The 20,206-nt window shown below is 68.1% G+C and carries 14 protein-coding genes; 9 read left to right on the top strand and 5 right to left on the bottom strand.

The window, feature by feature from the left end:
* Positions 1-27: 27 nt before the first annotated feature.
* The 4 genes from JGU66_08225 to JGU66_08210 all read left to right on the top strand — a co-directional run bounded on the left by JGU66_08225 (position 28) and on the right by JGU66_08210 (position 9,173).
* Positions 28-3,216: an efflux RND transporter permease subunit gene (locus JGU66_08225; protein ID MBJ6760748.1), complete on the top strand. Its 3,189-nt coding sequence runs from the start codon at positions 28-30 to the stop codon at positions 3,214-3,216.
* A gap of 235 nt (positions 3,217-3,451) precedes the next feature.
* On the top strand, positions 3,452-7,093 hold the full coding sequence (locus JGU66_08220; protein MBJ6760747.1) for a PKD domain-containing protein: 3,642 nt from the start codon (positions 3,452-3,454) through the stop codon (positions 7,091-7,093).
* Between the two features lie 183 nt (positions 7,094-7,276).
* Positions 7,277-8,578 carry an AHH domain-containing protein gene (locus JGU66_08215; GenBank protein ID MBJ6760746.1) on the top strand — a complete coding sequence of 434 codons (1,302 nt, stop codon included), beginning with the start codon at positions 7,277-7,279 and terminating at the stop codon, positions 8,576-8,578.
* A 1-nt stretch (position 8,579) separates the two neighbouring features.
* Positions 8,580-9,173: a hypothetical protein gene (locus JGU66_08210; GenBank protein MBJ6760745.1), complete on the top strand. Its 594-nt coding sequence runs from the start codon at positions 8,580-8,582 to the stop codon at positions 9,171-9,173.
* Between the two features lie 27 nt (positions 9,174-9,200).
* On the opposite strand, the gene JGU66_08205 is transcribed toward JGU66_08210, so the two are convergent.
* Together JGU66_08205 and JGU66_08200 are read right to left on the bottom strand one after the other, a co-directional pair.
* Positions 9,201-9,806, bottom strand: a complete 606-nt coding sequence (locus tag JGU66_08205) for a hypothetical protein (protein MBJ6760744.1) — start codon at positions 9,804-9,806, stop codon at positions 9,201-9,203.
* A gap of 75 nt (positions 9,807-9,881) precedes the next feature.
* Positions 9,882-10,802: a LysR family transcriptional regulator gene (locus JGU66_08200; GenBank protein MBJ6760743.1), complete on the bottom strand. Its 921-nt coding sequence runs from the start codon at positions 10,800-10,802 to the stop codon at positions 9,882-9,884.
* A 134-nt stretch (positions 10,803-10,936) separates the two neighbouring features.
* On the opposite strand from JGU66_08200, the gene JGU66_08195 reads away from it, so the two are divergent.
* The gene (locus JGU66_08195) at positions 10,937-11,701 is read left to right on the top strand and encodes an SDR family oxidoreductase (GenBank protein ID MBJ6760742.1); all 765 of its coding nucleotides are present in this window, start codon (positions 10,937-10,939) and stop codon (positions 11,699-11,701) included.
* Between the two features lie 3 nt (positions 11,702-11,704).
* On the opposite strand, the gene JGU66_08190 is transcribed toward JGU66_08195, so the two are convergent.
* Positions 11,705-12,127 carry an ATP-binding protein gene (locus JGU66_08190; protein ID MBJ6760741.1) on the bottom strand — a complete coding sequence of 141 codons (423 nt, stop codon included), beginning with the start codon at positions 12,125-12,127 and terminating at the stop codon, positions 11,705-11,707.
* 178 nt (positions 12,128-12,305) lie between these two features.
* Between JGU66_08190 and JGU66_08185 the strand changes: the two genes are divergently transcribed.
* Complete coding sequence (locus JGU66_08185; protein MBJ6760740.1) at positions 12,306-13,367, top strand: hypothetical protein; 1,062 nt, start codon at positions 12,306-12,308, stop codon at positions 13,365-13,367.
* 47 nt (positions 13,368-13,414) lie between these two features.
* Complete coding sequence (locus JGU66_08180; GenBank protein MBJ6760739.1) at positions 13,415-15,313, top strand: VacB/RNase II family 3'-5' exoribonuclease; 1,899 nt, start codon at positions 13,415-13,417, stop codon at positions 15,311-15,313.
* Between the two features lie 2 nt (positions 15,314-15,315).
* Here JGU66_08180 and JGU66_08175 read toward each other — a convergent pair whose 3' ends face one another.
* Complete coding sequence (locus tag JGU66_08175; GenBank protein ID MBJ6760738.1) at positions 15,316-15,810, bottom strand: YkgJ family cysteine cluster protein; 495 nt, start codon at positions 15,808-15,810, stop codon at positions 15,316-15,318.
* A 613-nt stretch (positions 15,811-16,423) separates the two neighbouring features.
* Between JGU66_08175 and JGU66_08170 the strand changes: the two genes are divergently transcribed.
* Positions 16,424-18,466 carry a PilZ domain-containing protein gene (locus JGU66_08170; protein MBJ6760737.1) on the top strand — a complete coding sequence of 681 codons (2,043 nt, stop codon included), beginning with the start codon at positions 16,424-16,426 and terminating at the stop codon, positions 18,464-18,466.
* A gap of 33 nt (positions 18,467-18,499) precedes the next feature.
* Here the strand turns inward: JGU66_08170 and JGU66_08165 are convergent, their stop codons facing one another.
* On the bottom strand, positions 18,500-19,843 hold the full coding sequence (locus JGU66_08165; protein MBJ6760736.1) for an NYN domain-containing protein: 1,344 nt from the start codon (positions 19,841-19,843) through the stop codon (positions 18,500-18,502).
* Here JGU66_08165 and JGU66_08160 point away from each other — a divergent pair.
* Positions 19,797-20,204 (top strand): hypothetical protein, encoded by a 408-nt coding sequence (locus JGU66_08160; GenBank protein MBJ6760735.1) that lies wholly within the window; start codon positions 19,797-19,799, stop codon positions 20,202-20,204. The two genes, JGU66_08165 and JGU66_08160, sit on opposite strands and share 47 nt — an antisense overlap.
* Positions 20,205-20,206 lie beyond the last annotated feature (2 nt).

Below are 20,206 nucleotides of genomic sequence, written 5' to 3'. Positions count from 1 at the left end.
CCTTCGCCTTCACCAGGAGCATTCGCCATGCAATGGCTCGCCAATCTCGCCGTGCGCCGCGCCGTGTTCGCGTCGGTGCTGATGATTGCCATCGTCGTCGTGGGCATCGCCGGGTACTTCAACCTGGGCGTGGATGCCTTTCCCAAGATTGACTTCCCCGTCGTCACCGTCACCACGCGGCTCGACGGCGCCTCGCCGGAGGTCGTCGAGTCCGAAATCACCGAGAAGATTGAAGAGGCGGTCAACACCATCTCGGGCATCGACGAGATGCGCTCCACGTCCAGCAACGGCGTGAGCCAGGTGTTCATCACCTTCGTGTTGGACAAGAACATCGACGTGGCGGCGCAGGACGTGCGCGACCACGTGTCCACCGCGCTGCCCAACCTGCCGAAGGACATCGACCAGCCCATCATCACCAAGCTGGATCCAGACGCCTCGCCCATCCTCTACATCTCGCTCAAGAGCCCCAAGACGGGCAGCATCCGCGAGGCCACCGAGCTGGCCGACAAGCGCATCAAGCGCGAGATCGAGAACGTCCCAGGCGTGGGTGAGCTGGCCATCATCGGTGGACGTCAGCGGCAGGTGAACGTCTGGTTGGACACCGAGGCGCTGCGCTCGCACGGCGTCACCGCGGCGGACGTGCAGCGCGCCCTGGCCAGCCAGAACCTGGAGGCCCCGGGCGGCACCATCCAGACGGGCCCGCGTGACCTGACCCTGCGCGTGCAGGGCCGCGTGGAGTCCGTGGAGGCGCTGAGCCGCATCGTCATCCGCAACGTCGCCGGTCACCCCTTGCGCGTGCAGGACGTGGCGCGCGTGGAGGACGGCCAGGAGGAGGAGCAGACCGCGGCGCGGCTGGACGGCGAGCCCACGGTGGTCATGTCCGTGCGCAAGCAGAGCGGTGAGAACACCGTGGCGGTGGTGAAGGCGGTGCGCGAGCGCCTCAAGAAGGTCGAGCAGCTGTTGCCCACCGGCTACAAGCTGGAGGTGGTGCGCGACACGTCCGGCACCATCCAGACGCAGGTGAGCGCGGTGAAGGAGCACCTGATGCTCGGCGCGCTGTTCTCCGCGCTCGTGGTGCTGCTGTTCCTGGGCAACGTGCGCTCCACCATCATCGCGGCGCTCGCCATCCCCATCTCCATCATCGGCACGTTCGCGCTGATGTGGATCCAGGGGTTCACGCTCAACATCATCACGCTGCTGGCGCTGGCCCTGGCGGTGGGCATCGTCATCGACGACGCCATCGTGGTGCTGGAGAACATCGTCCGGTTCATCGAGGAGAAGAAGCTCAAGCCCTTCCCGGCCTCCATCCTCGCCACGCGAGACATTGGCCTGGCGGTGCTCGCCACCACGCTGAGCCTCATGGCGGTGTTCCTGCCGGTGGCCTTCATGAACGGCATCGTGGGGCGCTTCCTCAAGGGCTTCGGCCTCACCATGGCGTTCGCCATTGGCGTGTCCCTGTTCGTGTCCTTCACGCTCACGCCCATGCTGGCGGCGCGCTGGCTGGACCCCGCGCCGGAGAGCGGCCACGCGAAGAAGACGGTGCTCCAGAAGCTGGTGGACCGGTTCTACCAGCCCATCGAGGACGTCTACATGGCCATGCTGCGCTATGTGATGCGCCAGCGCTGGGTGGTGGTGATTGCGTGCGTGGCGGCGCTGGGCTCGTGCGTGCCGCTGTTCAAGTCGGTGCCCACCAGCTTCCTGCCGCCCAACGACGAGGCCAACTTCGAGATCAACGTCCGCGCTCCCGAGGGCACCAGCCTCCAGTCCACGCTCGTCACCGCGGAGCGCATCGCCCGCGAGACGCGCCGGCTGCCGGGCGTGCTGCACACCCTGGTCACCATTGGAGACAACGCGCAGCGCACGCCCAACGTGGCCAAGGTGTACGTGCGGCTGGTGGAGCCGGCGGCCCGCGTGCAGACGCAGCAGCAGCTCGCGGCCCGCACGCGTCGGGACATCGTGGCCAAGCAGCCCAAGGAGCTGCGCATCGACGTGTCGGACGTGAGCGCGTTCAACTCGGGCTCGTCGTCCAAGTCCGTGCAGTACATCCTCAACGGCCCGGACCTGAGCAAGCTGGCCGAGTACAGCCAGCGCGTGGTGACGGAGCTGCGCAAGACGCCGGGCGCGGTGGACGTGGACTCCAGCCTGGTGCTCGGCAAGCCCGAGGTGCGGGTGCACGTGCTGCGCGACAAGGCGGCGGACCTGGGCGTGCAGGTCTCCGACATCTCCAATGCCTTGCGGTTGCTGGTGGGCGGTCTGGAGGTGTCCACGTACCAGGACGGCGGCGAGGACTATGACGTCCGCATCCGCGCGCAGGAGACGGACCGCAGCCGGGTGGAGGCCATCAGTCTCATGACGGTGCCCTCCAGCAAGCTGGGCACGGTGCCGCTGCGAGACGTGGTGGAGCTGACGCAGGGCACGGGCCCGTCGGAGATCAGCCGCCTCAACCGCCGCCGGCAGGTGACCATCTCCTCCAACGTGCAGCCGGGCATGGGTGAGAGCGTGGTGTCCGGGAGCCTGGAGAAGATCATGAAGGCGCAGAACCTGCCGCCGGGCTACGCGGCGCAGCCCACGGGCCGCTCGCGCGAGATGGGACGCACCGCCGTCTCCTTCATCACGGCGTTCGCCCTGTCCTTCATCTTCATGTACCTCATCCTGGCGGCGCAGTTCGAAAGCTGGCTGCACCCGCTGACCATCCTCGTGTCGCTGCCGCTGACGGTGCCCTTCGCGCTCTTGTCCCTGCTCATGCTGGGACAGACGTTCAACCTCCAGTCCGCGCTTGGCCTGTTGGTGTTGTTTGGCGTGGTGAAGAAGAACTCCATCCTTCAGGTGGACCACACCAACAACCTGCGCGCCAAGGGCATGCCTCGCGCCGAGGCCATCCTGGAAGCGAACCGCGACCGTCTGCGCCCCATCCTCATGACGACGGTGGCCTTCGTGGCCGGCATGGTGCCGCTCGTCACGTCGCAAGGCATTGGCGCCGGCTTCAACCGCGCCACGGCCGGCATCGTGGTGGGTGGCCAGTCGCTGTCGCTGCTGCTCACGCTGCTCGCCACGCCGGTCATCTACTCGCTGCTGGATGACGTGGTGCTCTGGTTCCGCGCCCGGCGCGCGGGCCGCAACCCGGTGGACCGTGGCGAGCACGAGCTGGCCCACCTGGAGACGTCGGAACCCGAAGCGGTCACCCCGGAGACGCCGGCCGCGTCCGGCGCGCTCTGACGCAAGCCCCGGGCTCCACGCGCACGGTGGAGCCCGGCTCGTGGCGCGTGAAGCTTGAGGAGTGCTCCCCACGAGTTGGGGAGCGCTGACCTCGCTTCCGTGCCGTCCGGTGAGCGCGCTCACTGCGTTTCACCCTGATTCCATCCATGGCCCGAAGCTTGCCTTTCGGGCGCCGCTTCTCGACCCCGCGGACCGCGGGGCTCAGCGGAGGATGGCTGTGTCACCAGGAAAAGGTTTGCAGACAGTGTTGCTCGGCGGAGCGCTCCTGTGGAGCGTGGGTATCGCTCGAGCGCAATCCCATGCGACGGGCCTGAAGCCCATGGATGCCGAGGAAGTGGCTCGGCTGCGGGCGCAGGGGCAGGAGATTCACCAGGTCCTTCCCAACCGCGTGGCGTGGGAGCGCATGAACGCGCAGCGCCAGGCCCGGGGGCTGCGCGCGCTCTCGGTGCCGGCCGCGGCGCTGGGGCAGGAGACGGTGGTGGGGGACGCGAAGGCGCCCGATACCCTCACGGCCTTCTCCGCGAGCGCGCTGCCGACGCATGTCGACAACAGCGCGTTGGACTTCTTCCCGCCCATTCGGAGCCAGGGCTCGATTGGCTCGTGCGTCGCGTGGGCGACGACGTATTACCAACTCAGTCACAATACGGCGTTGGCGAATGGCTGGGACGCGAAGCACAGCGTGGACAACAGCCGGCTGTTCTCCCCGAAGTGGACGTACAACTTCATCAACAATGGCGAGGACCTGGGCAGCTACTTCTCCTCCGCCTACACGTTGCTGCGGAACCAGGGCGCGACGTCCTGGGCCACGCTTCCGTACGACTCCAACTACACGGCGTGGCCGTTGGATCCGGCCGTGTGGCGCGGGGCGCTGCCGTACCGGACGAATCCGGTGCAGATGATTTATCAGGTGAGCACGCCGACGGGGCTCCAGCAGGTGAAGGAGCTGCTCACCAACGGCTACGTGCTCGTCTATGGCACGTTCATTTCTTCATGGCAGAGCATGACCATCAAGGATGATCCCTCCACGCCGAACGACAATGCCTATGTCGGCAAGTCGGTGGCGTATTGGTTGAATGGATACGTGGGCTCCCACGCCATGACCATCGTCGGCTACGACGACGACATCTGGACCGACGTCAACAAGAACAACGTGGTGGATCCAGGTGAGAAGGGCGCGCTGCGCATCGCCAACTCGTGGGGCACGGGCTGGAACGAGGGCGGCTTCACGTGGCTGGCGTACGACGCGCTGCGCTGGGTCTCCGCCGTCACGGGCGGGCCCAGCGCGGGCCGCGTGGCCGCGCTCCAGAGCGACGTGGTCTATCACCTCGCCGTTCGCCCCGCGTACACGCCCACCTACGTGGCCGAGCTGACCGTGAACCACGCGAAGCGAGATCAGCTCATGTTCTCGCTGGGCGTGTCGGATCCAGCGTCGGGCGTGCCGACGGTGTGGAACTCGACGGCGTTCACCTATGCGGGTGGGCCGCGTTCCTTCAACGGCTCCACCACCGCGGCGGTGGATGGCCCGCTGGTGTTCGACTTCACGGACCTGGTGCCGGCTTCGCTCGCGCCTCGCAGCTTCTACGTGAAGCTGTATGACCGGACGACGGGTGACCCGGCGGTGGTGAAGTCCTTCAAGCTGGTGGACAGCTCCACGGGCGGAACGACGGTGGCCAGCACGGAGACGCCCATGACGGTGGACATGACCACGGGGTATGTCCACGCGGATTACACGCCCACGAATCATCGTCCCCTCATCTCCAGCGCCAGTCCCGTGGGACGCGTGAAGCTGCCACCGGGCGGGAGCGTGGCGTTGCAGGTGAATGCCTCGGATGAGGACGGACAATCCCTGTCGTATGCGTGGAGTGTGGACGGGGTGTCGGTGCCGGAGAGCACGTCTGGGTTTACCTACGCGCCCACCGTCGTGGGTCCGCACTCGGTGCGCGCGGTGGTCTCGGATGGCGTGGGCGGCAGCACGGCCCAGGTGTTCAACGTGGTGCTCAACGCGAAGCCGCTGGCCACCAGTCAAAGCCTGACGCTGACGGAGGACAGCACCAAGGCCGTGGCGCTCACGGCGTTCGACGCGGATGGAGATCCGCTCTCGCTGACGGTGGTGGATGCGCCCTTGCACGGTTCGCTGTCGGGGCCGCTGCCCAGCCCGCTGTATCGACCCGAGGCGAACTTCTTCGGCTCGGACAGCTTCACGTTCCTGGCGAATGATGGGACGGAGGACTCGCCGCTCGCCGTGGTGACTTTCAACATCACGCCGGTCAACGACGCGCCCACGTCCCGCATCACGTCGCCGGTGAATGGCGTGTCCATTCCAGCGCCGGGGACGGTGACCCTCGAGGTGGCGGCCTCCGATGTGGAGGGCCCCATCGCGAAGGTGGAGCTGTACCAGGGCGGGGTGAAGGTGGCGGAGTCCGCGACGGAGCCCTACCGCTTCACGGTGACGGGGCTGGTGGCGGGCAGCTATGGCTTTGTCGCGAAGGCGTATGACGGCACGGGGGTGGTGACCTCGTCGTCGACGGTGACGGTGAACGTGCTGGCGCCCACCGTCAGCGTTGGCGTCAGCGATGCCACTTCCTCCGAGCCGGGCACGGACACGGGCCGGTTCCTCATCAGCCGCTCGGGTGGCGTGGCGGGACAGGTGCTGACGGTGGGGTACACGCTCACGGGCACCGCGGCGAACGGCGTGGACTTCGCGCCGCTGTCCGGCACGGTGACGCTGGGCGCGGGAGTGACGTCCGTGAACGTGGACGTGCTGCCGGTGGATGATGCGCTGGTGGAGGGCAAGGAGACGGTGGTGCTGACGCTCGTGCCGGACGCCACGTACAAAGTGGGCACCGTGGCGAGCGGCACCGTCACGCTCCTGGACAACGAGCAGTCCGTTGTCACGGTGGCCCTGACGGACTCGGTGGCATCCGAGCCGGGCACGGATACGGCGAAGTTCACCGTGACGCGCACGGGGCCCACCACGGCCCCGCTGACGGTGCGCTATGCGATGAGCGGCACGGCCACGGCGGGGACGGACTACACGGACCTGCCCGGCACGGTGACGATTGGCGCGGGGTTGGTGTCCGCGTCGGTGGTACTGACGCCGCTGGATGACGCGTTGGTGGAGGGCCGGGAGACGGCGGTAATGACGTTGCAGGAGGACGCGGCTTATCAAGTGCACACCTCCGCGTCGGCCACGGCGTACCTGTTGGATGACGAGATGCCGGTCATCACGCTCTCGGCGACGGATGGCACGGCCGCCGAGCCCTCGGACCCGGGTGTGTTCACCGTGACGCGCACGGGGCCCACGACGGATCCGCTGACGGTCCTCGTGTCGGTCAGCAGCACGGCGACGGCGGGGAGCGACTATCAAGCGCTGCCCACGTCGGTGGTCATCCCGGCGGGGTCTGCATCGGCGACGCTGACGGTGCAGCCGGTGGATGACGCGCTGGTGGAAGGTCGCGAGACGGTGACGCTGACGCTGGTGGCGGACGCGGCCTACCAACTGACGCCCACCGTGGCGAGCACCGTGTATCTCTATGACGACGAGAAGCCGGAGCTGCGGCTCTCGGTGACGGACAGCTCGGCATCCGAGCCGGGGACGAACGGCGGCCTGTTCACGGTGACGTCGGTGCCCGCGCCCTCGACGGACTTGAGCATCCCGCTCACGGTGACGGGGACGGCCACGCCGGGCACGGACTACGTGGCCATCAGCGCGCCGCTGACGTTGCCCGCGGGCGTGGCGACGGTGACGGTACCGGTGACGCCGCTGGATGACACGGTGAAGGAGTCCACGGAGACCGTCGTGGTGACGATCCCCGCTGGGACGGCTTACACGCTGGGTACCGCGAGCGGCACCGTGTCTGTGACTGACAATGATTGACGCGTGAAACGCAATCCGCCGCCGCGCTCGAATGGGTGCGGCGGCGGGAGGCTGGCCTCCACCCGAGGGTTGTCTATCAAACCCTGCGGCGGGTGAGTCGAGGCGTCATGTTGAGGGCGGATGATTCAAGAGAGAGGATGGCTGTGAACATGACTTGAAGACTGCGCTGTGTCGGGGGGAGTTATGCGATGGGTTGGCCTCGTCGCGTTATTGCTCTTCATGGAAGCGTGTGCGACGGCTCGTGTCGTCCACGTTGACGTTGGAGGCGGCAGGCAGGTGGTCCACGAGTCCGTGGAGGTCGATCCAGTCGAAGTGAGCGAAGAGGAGTTCAAGTCGGCCCTCACTCGACTCATCCTCGACTTGCGGATGGATGTTGCGTTCCGCGAAGCCGATGCGGCGGACCGGCAGGGGTGGGTGCGTTCCCGGACGTTGCTCGCATCCTCGAAGGGACTCGCGGATTCGGGGGCCGGGGCGTCTCCGGAGTCGCTGTCCTCGCGGATCTGCCCTGACGGCGACGAGTGTTTGACCCTGGTGGGTGGGACGGGGCTGACGTTCTCGCGGAAGGACCGGACGTTGATGGCGCTATCCTTCGCGCTCGATACCGTGTGGGAGAGCGTGGAAGTGGAGGTTGGGAAGGCGCTGAACCCCACGGCGCTCAAGGCCATGGTGACCTCAGCCGCGTTGACCGTGCTCCTGACGATGGCCTTGCCCGAGCCAGTCACCAAGGTCATCGCGGTGGCATTGACGGCGGCGCTGGTGGCCTATCTGGGAATCGTGCCGGTCTGGGAGATGGGCCGAGGCTTCGTGCGCCTGTGGGACGACGCGGAGAAGGCGACGAGCGTCATCGCGTTGCAGGACATCGGGCATCGGTTTGGAAAGGTGTTGGGGACGAACGGGACGCGAGTCCTCGTGCTGGTCGTCATGGCGGCCTTGGGTGGCAAGAGCGCGATGGCGTCCCAGGGCCCGAGGCTCCCCGGGTTCCCCCAGGCTGCGCTTCGAGTCCAGGCCGAGGCGGGATTTCAACTGGGAGCGGCCATGAATGGCGGGGTGGCGTCCATCGCCATGCCGGCCGCGGGCGTGCTGAATGTGGTGTTGGCTCCGGGCGCTGTGGCGGCCCTCGCTATGTACTCGGAGGGGCGCATCCCTGGAGATGAGGAGGGGCCCGTTCATCACATCTGCACGGATAAGAACCTCGTCTCCAGTGCGACGGGTGGCCCGTGGACTCCGAGATGCGAGGACGTCTTCAAGAAGGCAGGGATGAGCCTCGAAGATGTCGCGAACAAGGTGAGAATCAATGGGCACGAGGGGCCTCATCCAAAGCTGTATCATCAAGAAGTGCTTCGGCGCCTCAATCGTTCTGTTGCACGCTGCCAAACGACGGAAACCTGCCGGGCCAGTCTGCTGAAGGAGCTTGCGACGATTGCCGATGAGCTTCTGACTCAAGGCTCTGACATGCGGAGCTTCATCGTGAAGGAAGGGGGTTGAGGTGGAACGCGATTTCTACTCGGTGGTTCTTGGAGATGTGCCCCAGTGGCTGCTGGTGACGCCGACCCGAGGTTCTGGTGAGGCTTTTGACGAGCCTTGGCTGTTTGTCGATGGTCGCGTTCTTCCTGACCCAGGAGCACTCAAGGCCCAGGTCTCGCATCCTGGCACCGAGCGAACCTTTGTGTTCTCTGTCATTGAAGAAACGCCCATCGTCAGCGAAGCCGTTGCGAAGGTCTTCAAGACGCTCGCACCTGACGATGTGCAGCTCTTCCCGGTGACGATCGAAGGGGTGCCTGAACCGTACTTCGTCGTCAATGCAACCAAGGTGATTGATGCCATCGACGAGGCACGGTGCAGCGAGGTGCATCACTATGAGCAGGACAAGCACCCCCCTGAGTACCCAGGGGAGTACAACTGGATCTACGGACTGCAAATCGACCCAGCGAAGACCGAGGGCGCTCAGGTCTTCCGGCTGAAGAAGTTCAAGGTGGCGTTCATCGTGTCGGAAGACATCAAGGACGCGCTCGAACGGGTCGGAAACCTGGGAGTGTCATTCGATCCAGTGACGCAGCCCGACGAGCGATACGCTCATTAAGGCTGCGCCGCCACCGAGGTTCGCGCGTTACGCGGAGGAGGGGACGCGCCCCGTGGAGCTGGCCACGGCCTTCACGAAGCCTGCTTGCACCGCGGAGCGGTTGAGCTGCTCGAAGGCCTCCTGGTAGGCCGGATGGGTGAACGCGAAGACGATGCCCTCGATGGCGCCGTCGAGGAAGCGGCGGTTCAATTGCTGAATCAACACCGGCTGGTAATAGCTGCTCTGCCGAGGCTGCGGCCGATGGCGCAGGAAGTACAACGCGCTCAGCCCTCCTCCCGCGAACAGCGAAACGAGAATCAGGTTGTCCGCGAGGAAGGGCATCTCCAGGTTCCCTGAGTCCGCGAAGATGAGGATGCCGGTCGCGACCGCCGCCGAGACGACGAGCCCAATCAGAATCTTGTTCGCCAGGGTCAACGGCCGGCGCTTCAAGGAAGGCTCGCAGTCCGCGCAGACAGTCAGGGGCAGCTTGAAGGTCAGCTCGGTTCCTCCCACCAGGAGGTACGTGGACTTGCGCGTGTCTTGGGGTTGCTGGCGCAGCGCCTCGCGCGTGCCGCAGTTGGCGCAGCAGGTGGTGGGGAAGGAGAAGTTGAAGCCATCCGCGAACTTCACGGGCCCCAGACTGACTTGATGCATGCGTGTGCTCCGAGCGAACCGCGTTCCGGTGCGCTGGACATAGCGCACTTCTCGCGGCGACCCGAACGGGCCACCTCAATCCGCCAAGGAGACGGAGCCCCAGGGCAGGGGGCCCTTGAACTGCTCGACGAGGAAGTCGACCATCAACCGCACCTTGGCCGTGAGGTGCCGGCGCGTGGGGTAGATGGCCAGGATGTCGATGTCTGGCAATGCGTACTCCGGCAGGACGTGGAGCAGTCTTCCGGTACGCAGGTCCTCGCCAATCAGGAAGTCGGGCTGCCATATCAACCCCAGCCCGGCCAGCCCCGCGGCCCGCACGGTGTCGCCGTTGTTGCTCTGCATCACGCTGCGCACCCGCGCCACATGAGTCTGTCCCGCCTTGTCCGTGAGCGGCCACTCCTCCGCCATGGAGGACTGGCTGTAGGAAACACAGACATGCGCCGTCAGGTCGTCCGGATGACGGGGCATCCCGTGCCGAGCCAGATACGCCGGCGCGGCGCACACCCGGTTGTGTGACACCGCGAGCCGACGGGCGATGTGATTCCCCGCGCCACCGCGCGAGATGCGGATGGCCAGGTCGTACCCCTCCTCGACCATGTCGACGACCCGGTCCGACAGCGACACGTCCAACTCGACGTCTGGATGTCGCGCGAGGAAACGAGGCCACAGCGGCGCGAGGTGCAGGATGCCGAAGCTCAACGGCGCGTTGAGGCGCAGCCGCCCGCGCACCTGCACTGTGCTCGCGGAGGCCAGCGCCTCGGCTTCCGTCACCTCTTCCAGGATGGCGCTCGCCCGCTCGTACAGCGCCTTGCCGCTCTCCGTCAGCGACAGCCGTCGCGACGTGCGTTGCAGCAGCCGCGTGCCCAGGTGTCGCTCCAACTCGTTCACATAGCGGGTGACGTTGGCGGGCGACGTCCCGAGCGCGTCCGCTGCCCGGGTGAAGCTGCCGCGCTGGACGACGGAAGCGAAGACCTCGAAGGCGCGCAGGCGATCCACGGACGGGCTCCTCCATCATTCATGAAAACTGAATGAGTAGACCATCTTTCGGGCCTTTCTCCCATGAATGCTGAGACGTATCTCTGTCCCATCAGCCCGGCACCTCGCCGAGGCGAATCGCGGGAGAGACGGTCATGGGTCGCTTGAATGGGAAGGTCGGCATCATCACGGGCGCGAGCGCGGGCATCGGGCGGGCGGCGGCGACGCTGTTCGCGGCCGAGGGGGCGAAGCTGGTGGTGGGCGCTCGCCGCAAGGAGGAGCTGGACGCGCTGGTGAAGGAGATCTCCGCGGCGGGTGGCGAGGCGGTCGCCCTGGCCGGTGATGTCCGCTCGGAGGACTACGCCCGCGCGCTGGTGGCGCTGGCGGTGGAGCGGTTCGGGAAGTTGGATGTCGCCTTCAACAACGCCGGCATCATCGGCGAGGGCGGGCCGAGCACGGACGTGTCCGAGCAGGGCTTCAACGAGGCGCTGGCGGTGAACCTCACCTCCGCGTTCCTGGGCGCCAAGCATCAACTCGGGCCCATGCTGAAGCAGGGCTCGGGGTCCATCCTCTTCACCTCCACCTTCGTCGGCTACACGTTCGCCTTCCCGGGCACGGCGGCCTACGCCGCGAGCAAGTCGGGGCTGGTGGGCCTGACGCAGGCGCTGGCGGCGGAGTACGGGCCTCGGGGCATCCGCGTGAACGCGCTGCTTCCGGGCGCGGTGGAGACGCCCATGTTCCAAGCGGTGAACGCCACGGCGGAAGCCAAGCAGTTCGTCACCGGACTGCACGCCCTGAAGCGCGTGGGGACGCCCGAGGAGCTGGCCCGCTCGGCGCTGTTCCTGCTCTCCGACGAGGCGTCCTTCGTGACGGGCACGGCGATGCTGGTGGACGGCGGCGTGTCCATCACCCGCACGTGAGGGCTACGGCGCGAGGTCCTTGTACATCTGGACCTCGAAGCCCGCGCCGCTCCGAAACGCGAAGGCGACATCGTCCATCAGCGTCTTCATGAGGAGGACGCCTCGCCCCGCATCCTGAAAGGTGCTTCCCGTGACGAGTGGATCCGCCAAGGACTCGGGCGAGAAGCCCTTGCCCTCATCGGCCACGCACACCGTCAGCCGTGAGCCCGCCAGGGTCATGCTCAGCCGGACCTGCTTGCCCGGGTCAAAGGCATTGCCGTGGCGGATGGCATTGATGACGCACTCGCTGACGGCCAGACACATCCCAAAGGAATGTCTGCCGTAGCCCGAGTCCTCGCAGAGATCTCGCACGGCGTCCTCGGCCTGCGCCACATCCTCCAGGGAGCCTCGAAGCACGAGGTCGACCTGTCGCGATGGATTGCTCATGCGCGCAAGCCATCACGCGGCCTCGCGCACTGTCGAGCCTGATGGAGACATCTGCCCGCCAGTGAACCGTGTCCTCCGACGCCAGGGTGTGAGCGAATTCACGGAGGGTTCTCAGTTTCGAACGGGCACGCACCGTTCACCCAGAGCCCCGCCAGACCGCGGTCTATACGGGGACCCGATGGGGCCTCTGAGTCAAAGCAAGACATGGCGCGCGTGCGCCTACGCCCTCGGGCTTGGGCTCGTCATCAGCGGCGCGAGCCCGGCGTGGGGCTCGGGGTGGGAGGTGGAATACGACGCGCCCGCGACCCTCTTCATGGACCGCAGCTACCTCTTCGTCTCGCCCAGCAAGATTCACCGCGCGGGAGATCCCGACTCGCCCACGCCCCTGCTGTTCGAGTCGCAGATCGCGCCCAACCTCTACCTGCCCCAGCTCCACCTCGGCGACTTCCACGGCAAGGGCGGTGAGTACTTCCTGTCCCTCGTGCTCACCCCCGCCATCCGGCTGCGGATGCTGAACACGGACAGCAGCCCCGTCATCCCGCCGTCCTTCCTCCCCAAAATCACCTTCCAGGTGGCGCACCTGCGGCTGCTGCCCGGCGCCTCGGACGAGCGCGCGCCCACGCGAGGTCTGGCGCTCGCGGGCCACGTCATCATCGGCCACTACTCCAATGGGCAGGATGGCTGCTTCTACGGCAACCAGACGGGGACGGACCCGAACTGCTCGCCCACGGAGGGGCAGCTCCCGCTCAACGAACTCACCGGCAGCTTCTCCACCAACCTCCTGCGCTTGGAGCTGTGGGCGCTGCTGGCCATGGACGTGTCGCCGAACCTGGACAACGCCTGGCTCATGGGGGGCCGTGCCTATTGGGAGTTCAATGCCGCCGTGGGTCCGGGTGGCATCTCCGGTGAGCAGCGCGCCGTCTATGGCAACGGGCACTGGGGTCTGTCGTGGGTGGGCGAGCGCTTGTGGCACCAGCACCGCTTCCGCGCGGAGGCCCTGCTCTCCTGCCCATACGGAGAGACACCTCGGCAGCGCGCCACGCTGGCGTTGGAGGTGGCCGCGAACCCTCGCTGGGGCGCGGGCTTCGGCCTCTTCGCGCGCTACGTGCACGGGCAGGACTCCTACAACATCCTGTTCCTCGAGCGCGTCAACCTCTGGCAGTTCGGGCTCGTCTTCGAGCTGAATCCCAACGCGAAACTGAAGGCCTCGACGGAAGGAAGGCCCCCGGGCTTCCAGTGAGGGGAGCGGTGACGAAGGGCCCGCGTTCTGCGCTAGGAAGGGAGCCCATGGAGATTCCTTCCGGTTCCACGCGCGCTGTCACCGGCCGCGTCGACGTGCACCCCCGCGGCTTCGGCTTCCTCACCGTGAACCTCCCTGGCTCCACGGAGGTGCTGTCCGCCTTCATTCCGCCCCCGGAACTCAACGTCCTCTTCGCGGGCGATGTCGTGTCCGCCACGGCGACCGCGGGCGCGGATGGGCGATGGACCGCGAGCGGCCTGTCGCTCGTCGAGCGCACGCGCACGGAGGTCTATGGCGAGGTGGTGCTGCGCAAGGGCGCGGCGTACCTGCGCATCGACCGCGAGGTGGCCAACTCGGATTGGCTCCTGGAGACCGAAGGCGCGGAGGTGCAGTCCGGCGACGCGGTGGTGGCGCACATCGCCGAGGGCAAGGTGACGCTGCGCTACAAGGTCGCGCCCGGTGAGGACCGCTCGCTGGAGCGCGTCATCGTCCGGCACGGCCTGCGCCGCGACTTCTCCTCCGCGGCCGAGGACGAGGCCAAGAGCGCGCACACGCAGCCCCATGCCCTGGGCGCGCGCCGCGACCTGCGCGCCATCCCCACCGTCACGGTGGATGCGCCGTCCACGCGCGACATCGACGATGCCATCTCCGTGTTGCCCGCCGGGCCGGATGGGGCGCTGCGCCTGCTGGTGTCCATCGCGGACGTGAGCGAGTACGTGAAGGAGGGCTCGGCGCTGGACGCCGAGGCGCGAGCGCGCGCCACCAGCGTGTACCTGGCGGGCCGCGTCCTGCCGATGCTGCCCGAGACGCTGTCCGCGCACTGGCTGAGCCTGGTGCCTCATGAGGAGCGGCGCTGCCTCACGGTGGAGCTGCGCATCGACCCGGATGGCCGCGTCACCGCGGCGGACGTGTACGAGAGCCTCATCCGCTCCTGGGCGCGGCTGAACTACGACGAGGTGGCCGCCTTCCTGGACTCGGGCGAGGTGTCCGAGCCCATGGCCCCCGTGCGCGACGTGATGCCGTGGTTCCGGCTGGCGGCGGCGCGGCTGGCGGTGGCGCGCGCGGCGCGCGGCGGCATGGAGCTGGCGCGCGAGGAGGCGCGCTTCACGTTCGACGTGGCCACGGGCGCGGTGTCTGGACTCAAGAACGAGCCGCCCACCTCCGCGCACGGGATGATTGAGCGCTTCATGGTGGCGGCGAACGAGGCCATCGCCGTGTGGCTCATGACGCGCGGCTCGCCCACCGTGTACCGCGTGCACGAGCAGCCGGATCCGCAGCGGGTGAGTGACCTCAACGCCTTCGCGCTGCACTCGGGCTTCGCGGCGGGGTTCGGCGCGGAGCTGACGCCCCTGGCCCTGGCCGCGTTCGACCGACAGATCGCCGGCTCCCAGGCGGAGGCCGCGCTGCGCTCGGTGCTGCGCCGCTCGCTGGGGTACTCGTACTACACGGTGAAGCCGGGGCGGCACTTCGGGCTCGCGGCGCCGCTCTACCTGCACTTCACGTCGCCCATCCGCCGGTACGCGGACCTCGCGGTGCACCGGACCATCAAGGGCTACCTGCACGGCCGGCGCGACTTCGTGCACGAGGACCCCGCGCTGGAGCAGCTCGCGCAGCACATCAACCAGCGGGCCCGCGCGGCGGCGCGCGCCGAGACGGACAGACACCACGCCCTGGAGGCGCGGTGGATGGCGAGCCGCCTGGGCCAGCAGTTCCCCGCGCGCGTGGTGCGCGTGAAGCCGTTCGGCATGGTGGTGCAGCTCGACGGCATGTTGGTGGAGGGCATGGTGCCCGCGGAGGGACTGCCCCAAGGCCCCTACCGTCCGGACGCGCGCGAAATCTCCCTGGTGGGCAAGTCGCGCACGTTCACCGTGGGCATGCCGGTGAAGGTGAAGGTGGTGTCCACGGACGAGCCGCTCGGCCGCGTGGAGCTGGCGCTGGCGGAGTGACGTCAGCCGCCGTGGCCGAAGCGCCCCTGGAAGCGACGGACGAGGAAGGCGTCCGCGCGATCGCGCGCCTCCTGCGCTTCGGCAGACAGCGCCGCGGTGCCCGCCGCGCGCCCCGCCTGCCGCGCGCGCTGCATCACCGCGCGGGGCTCGCCCGCCTGGGGAGGTGGGAGCGCGTGGGCCACCGCATCCACGAGTGCGTGCGCCTGGTCCACCACGCCGAGCGCCTCGTCGAGTGACACCTCGCCCTCCGCGAGCGCGGTCAGCAGGTGGCAGCGATAGCGGCGGCAGCTCTCGGGGCGCTCCGCATAGACGGTGCAGTGGCGACCCTCCAGCGCGGCGCAGTGCTGCGCGAGGGCCGGCGAGCCGTCAGCCCGCTCGACGAGCGGCACGCCTCGCTGGCGCAGGGGCTCCACCTCGGAGGGACGCACCGCGACGGTGGTGAAGAGGGTCCCGTCACAGCACAGGCCACAGCGGAGGCAGAGGGTGGAGAGCGGCATCGCGCCCGGAATAACGCGCCGCGCGCAGCGAGTCATCCCACCTGAAGTGTTCACCCCTTCACGGCTGGCGCGGTTTGGACATCCAATGTCCCAGGTGGGTAGGCATTGCCCTCCCTCCCAGGTCTTCACTGCCAGACACAAAGAACCCGTCCTCGGGACGGGAAAACTGTTCCCCGTGGACGCGGTACGCGCCTCGCCGCGCGCCATGCGCTCGCGCGCGAGCGTGCCTTATATAGAGGACGCCGCTGGGGGAACGGCGCTCGGAGCGAGGGACGCTCGCCGTGCTCGTCACCCCTCTTTCAGTGTCGCGCACCGCGCATCGCGTCGCGGGTGGGGGCGTGGGCGGGTGGGCGGAGACCCGAGGTGGAAGGGGAGCGACTCTGTGACGTTTCTGGAACTCGGCTGTCCATGAGTAGGAAGTCCGAGGGGCCAAGCGGCCAATCCGTGACACTCGAAACGTAGCGGAAAGACGCATGTACGCAGGTCTCAATGCAGTCGTGGTGAATCGTGTCCACTCTGTGTGAACTTGTGTTCCCTGGAGTGCCTGAAACCGGGGAAAAGAATCCTTCCGCCATGAAGTCTTAAGAGTCACCTCGCACCCCACGGAGCCCCCATGCACGTCGACACGTTGGACGGGATGCCCAGCCGCGAATCCCTCCTCGGTTACCGGGTCGGGACGGAACTCAACGCAGTGGCGTCGTTCGGCGGGGGGGACTCGCCCGGGCGTCTGGTGCAGCTCTCACTGGAGCACCTGACGCTCCGACTCGAGTCCCGAGCAGTGCCACGTCCGGGACAGCCGGCCTCCGTGGTGGTGGGCCATGGCGAGCGCTGGGCCACGCTGCTGGAGGCGGAGGTGATGGGCGTGCACGACGCGCGGCCGGAGGTGAGCCTGCGCTTCGTGGCACCCCCGCTGGATGCGGGGCGGCGCATCGTGGGGGTGCTGGAGTCGCTGCGGGACCACGGGCTGTTGCTGACGCCCGAGACGCGGCCGGTGTGGCGCGAGCGGATCGACCGGGCGGATCGCGTGGCGCGCATCTGTGAGGCGCTGGCGTCGCGGCAGGCGCGCGGCGTGGCGCGCACGGAGGACGGCCACCGCGTGGACATCACCGCGGCCGCGTTCGACGCGCTGGACGGGAAGCTCATCTGGCGCTTCCACGGCGAGGTTCCGCGCCGGCCCTTCTCGCTGGAGGTGTTTGGCTATAGCAGCGTGGTGCACCTGACGGTGCGCGAGTGGCGCGAGGAGAGCGGGCTGGTGGTGATGCCCACGCCCAAGGAAGTGGTGCGCTTTCGGCACCGCTGGCTGAGGCGCACGCTGGCCAGTCCCACCTGCGTGCTCGGCTTCGACCATCCGCTCTGGCCGCAGGTGCACGTGCGGCGCGCGCTCCTGGATGTCTCGTATGAGGGCCTGTCCTTCCTGACCGAGCCGGGCGAGGACTTGATGTACCCGGGGCTGAAGCTGCCGGTGGTGGAGGTGTCGCTGGATGGTCGCGCGCCGGTGCGGCTGCGCGCGGAGGTGCGCAACATCTCCAGCATGGCGTCCGGCCGGCGATGCGGCCTGTCCGTGCGGCCCTTGGACACCGAGGGCGCGCGGGCGTGGCGGGCGCTGGTGGAAGTCCAGATGCACCCGAGCACGGAGGCGGCGGGGGACTGGAACTCCGCCACGTGGAAGCTGTTCGAGCACTCGGGCTACTTCCGGCTGCCGGGCAAACAGCCCTCGGACTTCGTGGGGCTGCGCGAGAAGTTCAGCGAGACGCAGGACAAGCTCGCCGAGCGGCCCGACCTGGGCTACCGCGTGGTGCGGCCCGCGGAGGCGGGCGTGGCCGAGGCGACGCTCTCCGTGATGAAGCCCTACGCGGGGAGCTGGATGGCGCACCAGCTCGCGCGGCATCCCCCCGCGGGGCTGCGCACCACCGCCCGAGAGGCGCTGCGCGACATCTACCTGCGCGGCTATGAGCCCACGCAGGTGGACCCGGAGGTGAAGTGGTTCTTCGCCTTCTGCGAAGCGAACGTGCGCTGGGTGCGCTACACGAAGTTCGAGTTCGCCACGTGGTACCAGCAGACGGGCCAGACGTGCCTGGTGCCCTTCCGGCTGATGGAGGCCGAGGTGAACGCGGCCTGGGTCGTGCCGGTGGGAATCGACGTGGGCACACCCACCGAGGACGAGCGCGCGCGCTTCTTCGCGCACGTGGCCAGCACGCGGCCCGAGGCGTACCGCGAGGCCCTGGACCTGGTGCCGGAGCGCTTCGACCTGGAGGCGACGCGGCGGGACTGGGACAGCGCGGGCCTGGGGCGCGAGCGGGAGCTGCTGGTGGCGCGGCACGGAGGCAGGGCCGTGGCGCTGGCCGTGGTGGAGACGGCGCAGCCCGGGCTCAACCTCTTCAACGTGCTGGACGGCGTGCGGCTGGTGTCCCTGGAGGACGACGCGCGGCCCGAGGTGCAGGACGCGCTGCTCGCCCTGCTGGCGCGCGCGGCGGACTGGTACCGCGCGCGCAACCGCAAGGTGTTCGTCCACTACGTGGAAGCCGAGTGCGTGGAGTACGTGGAGCGCGCGGCGCTCGCGGACCTGGGCGAGGGTAAGCTGTGGGTGATGTCCGCGCGCCTGCTGCCCGAGTTCCTCGAGCACCTGTTCGAGTCCACCACCCCGCGCGCTGGCTGACGAGGGCCGGGTGCCCTCGTCGTCGGGAGGAGGCTACAGGCCCTCGTCGTCGGGATCCGGATAGGACTCCAGCTCGTCGTCGGGCTCGTCCTGCGGCACGGCGCGCGCGGGGGCGCCTCGGCCCTTGCTGGGCTGCGCGGGGGCGACGTCCGCGTCGGGCCCCACCACGTACCACTGGCGGCCCTGCTGGATGCGGCGCAACAGGCCCTCCTGCTCCATGGCGGCCAGCATGCGGGTGAAGGTGGAGAAGCCGTGGTCGCGCTCGTCGAAGTCCGGCTCCTTGCGGACGATGGCTTCCTTGATGAGCGAGGGATTGAGCGAGCCCGTCGCGCGGGCCAGCAGGCTCTGCACCACCTCGCGAGCGATGGCGGGCACCTCGGACTTCGAGCGGCTCGGGCTGGCCGGTGCGGCCTCGGCCTTGCCGTTGCCCTTGGCCTCGTGGCCGTGCCGGCCGCGCTTGCCCTTCTCGCCACGCTCCTCGGCGTGCCGGCCTCCGCCCTTCTCCTTGTCCTTCTCTTTCTCCTTCTCCTTGTCGCTACGGCTCTGCTTGGGGCGCAGGTAGATGAACTCGTCGCACGCGCTGACGAAGAGCCGGGAGCTGGACTCCTTCACCGCGAGCCCGATGACGGTGCGGCCGTTCTCACGCAGCTTGTACGCGAGCGGGCAGAAGTCGCTGTCACCGGAGGCGATGACGAAGGTGTCGATCTGCTCGCGCGCGTAGCACAGCTCCAGCGCGTCGATGACCAGGCGCATGTCCGCGCCGTTCTTCCCGGCGCGCGTGGAGGGCGGCACGTCCACCAACTCGACGCCCACGTCGTGCAGCCGCGCCTTGGCCTCGGAGAAGCGGGACCAGTCGCAGTAGGCGCGACGGAAGACGACCTTCCCCTTCTCCAGCAATCGATCGAGCGAGGGCTGCAAGTCGAAGCTGCTGGCGCTGATGCCGGTGTTGGTGACGAGGTTTTCGAAGTCGAGGAATAGTGCGATGCGGTGTTCGGTACGTCCGTCCAAAGGGGGCCTCGATGCGTGATGCCGCGCGTGGGCGGCGAAATTGAGGAGGCCCGGGGAATGCGTCGGCGGTGGCCGGGCTCGCGCCACCCACCCTACTGCGTTCCGGTGCGCGCGGGCGCTCTCTCTTCCAGGATGAACACCCGCGTGCCGCGCTTTCCGTCCGGGATTCGCACGAGCGCCTGGACGGAGTTGAGCTTTCGGACAGGGCCTAGCTTTGGCGTGAAGTGAGACGGGGTGATGAACCCCCCTGACGCCGGAGCGTGTGATGACGACCCGCAGAACTCCCCGACGATGGCGCAAGGTGGCCCTGGCCGCGCCTTCGTTGACGCTGTTGATGCTCCCCTTGGCCGCGGGAGCCCATGACCCCATCTCCTCCACGCAGCGCGGAATGGCCAACGAGTCCGGCGGTGACAACGTCGGCGAGGCGCCCAGCAACCGCGCGGGGGCGATTCCCGAGGTGGACTTCGGGCCCACCAGCGGCGCGGGGATCCACTCGCGCCCCATCCATCCGGACGAGGCGCGCATGAAGCGCATCTCCGGGCGCGTGGTGGACCAGCATGGCCAGACGCTCTACGTGGACCGCGAGGGCGTGGTGGTGCCCTTGGACCTGAGCGCGCTGCAGATGAAGAAGCAGCCGGACAAGGGACAGGAGGTGGTGGCCACCTACCAGGTGGAGAACAAGACGGACAACGTCGCCCTCTCGCTGGCGGGTGAGGTGCCACAGCCCTGAGT

It is taken from the genome of Myxococcaceae bacterium JPH2 (genome assembly GCA_016458225.1).
Lineage (GTDB): Bacteria > Myxococcota > Myxococcia > Myxococcales > Myxococcaceae > Citreicoccus.
This window is presented reverse-complemented; position numbering and strand designations above follow the sequence as displayed.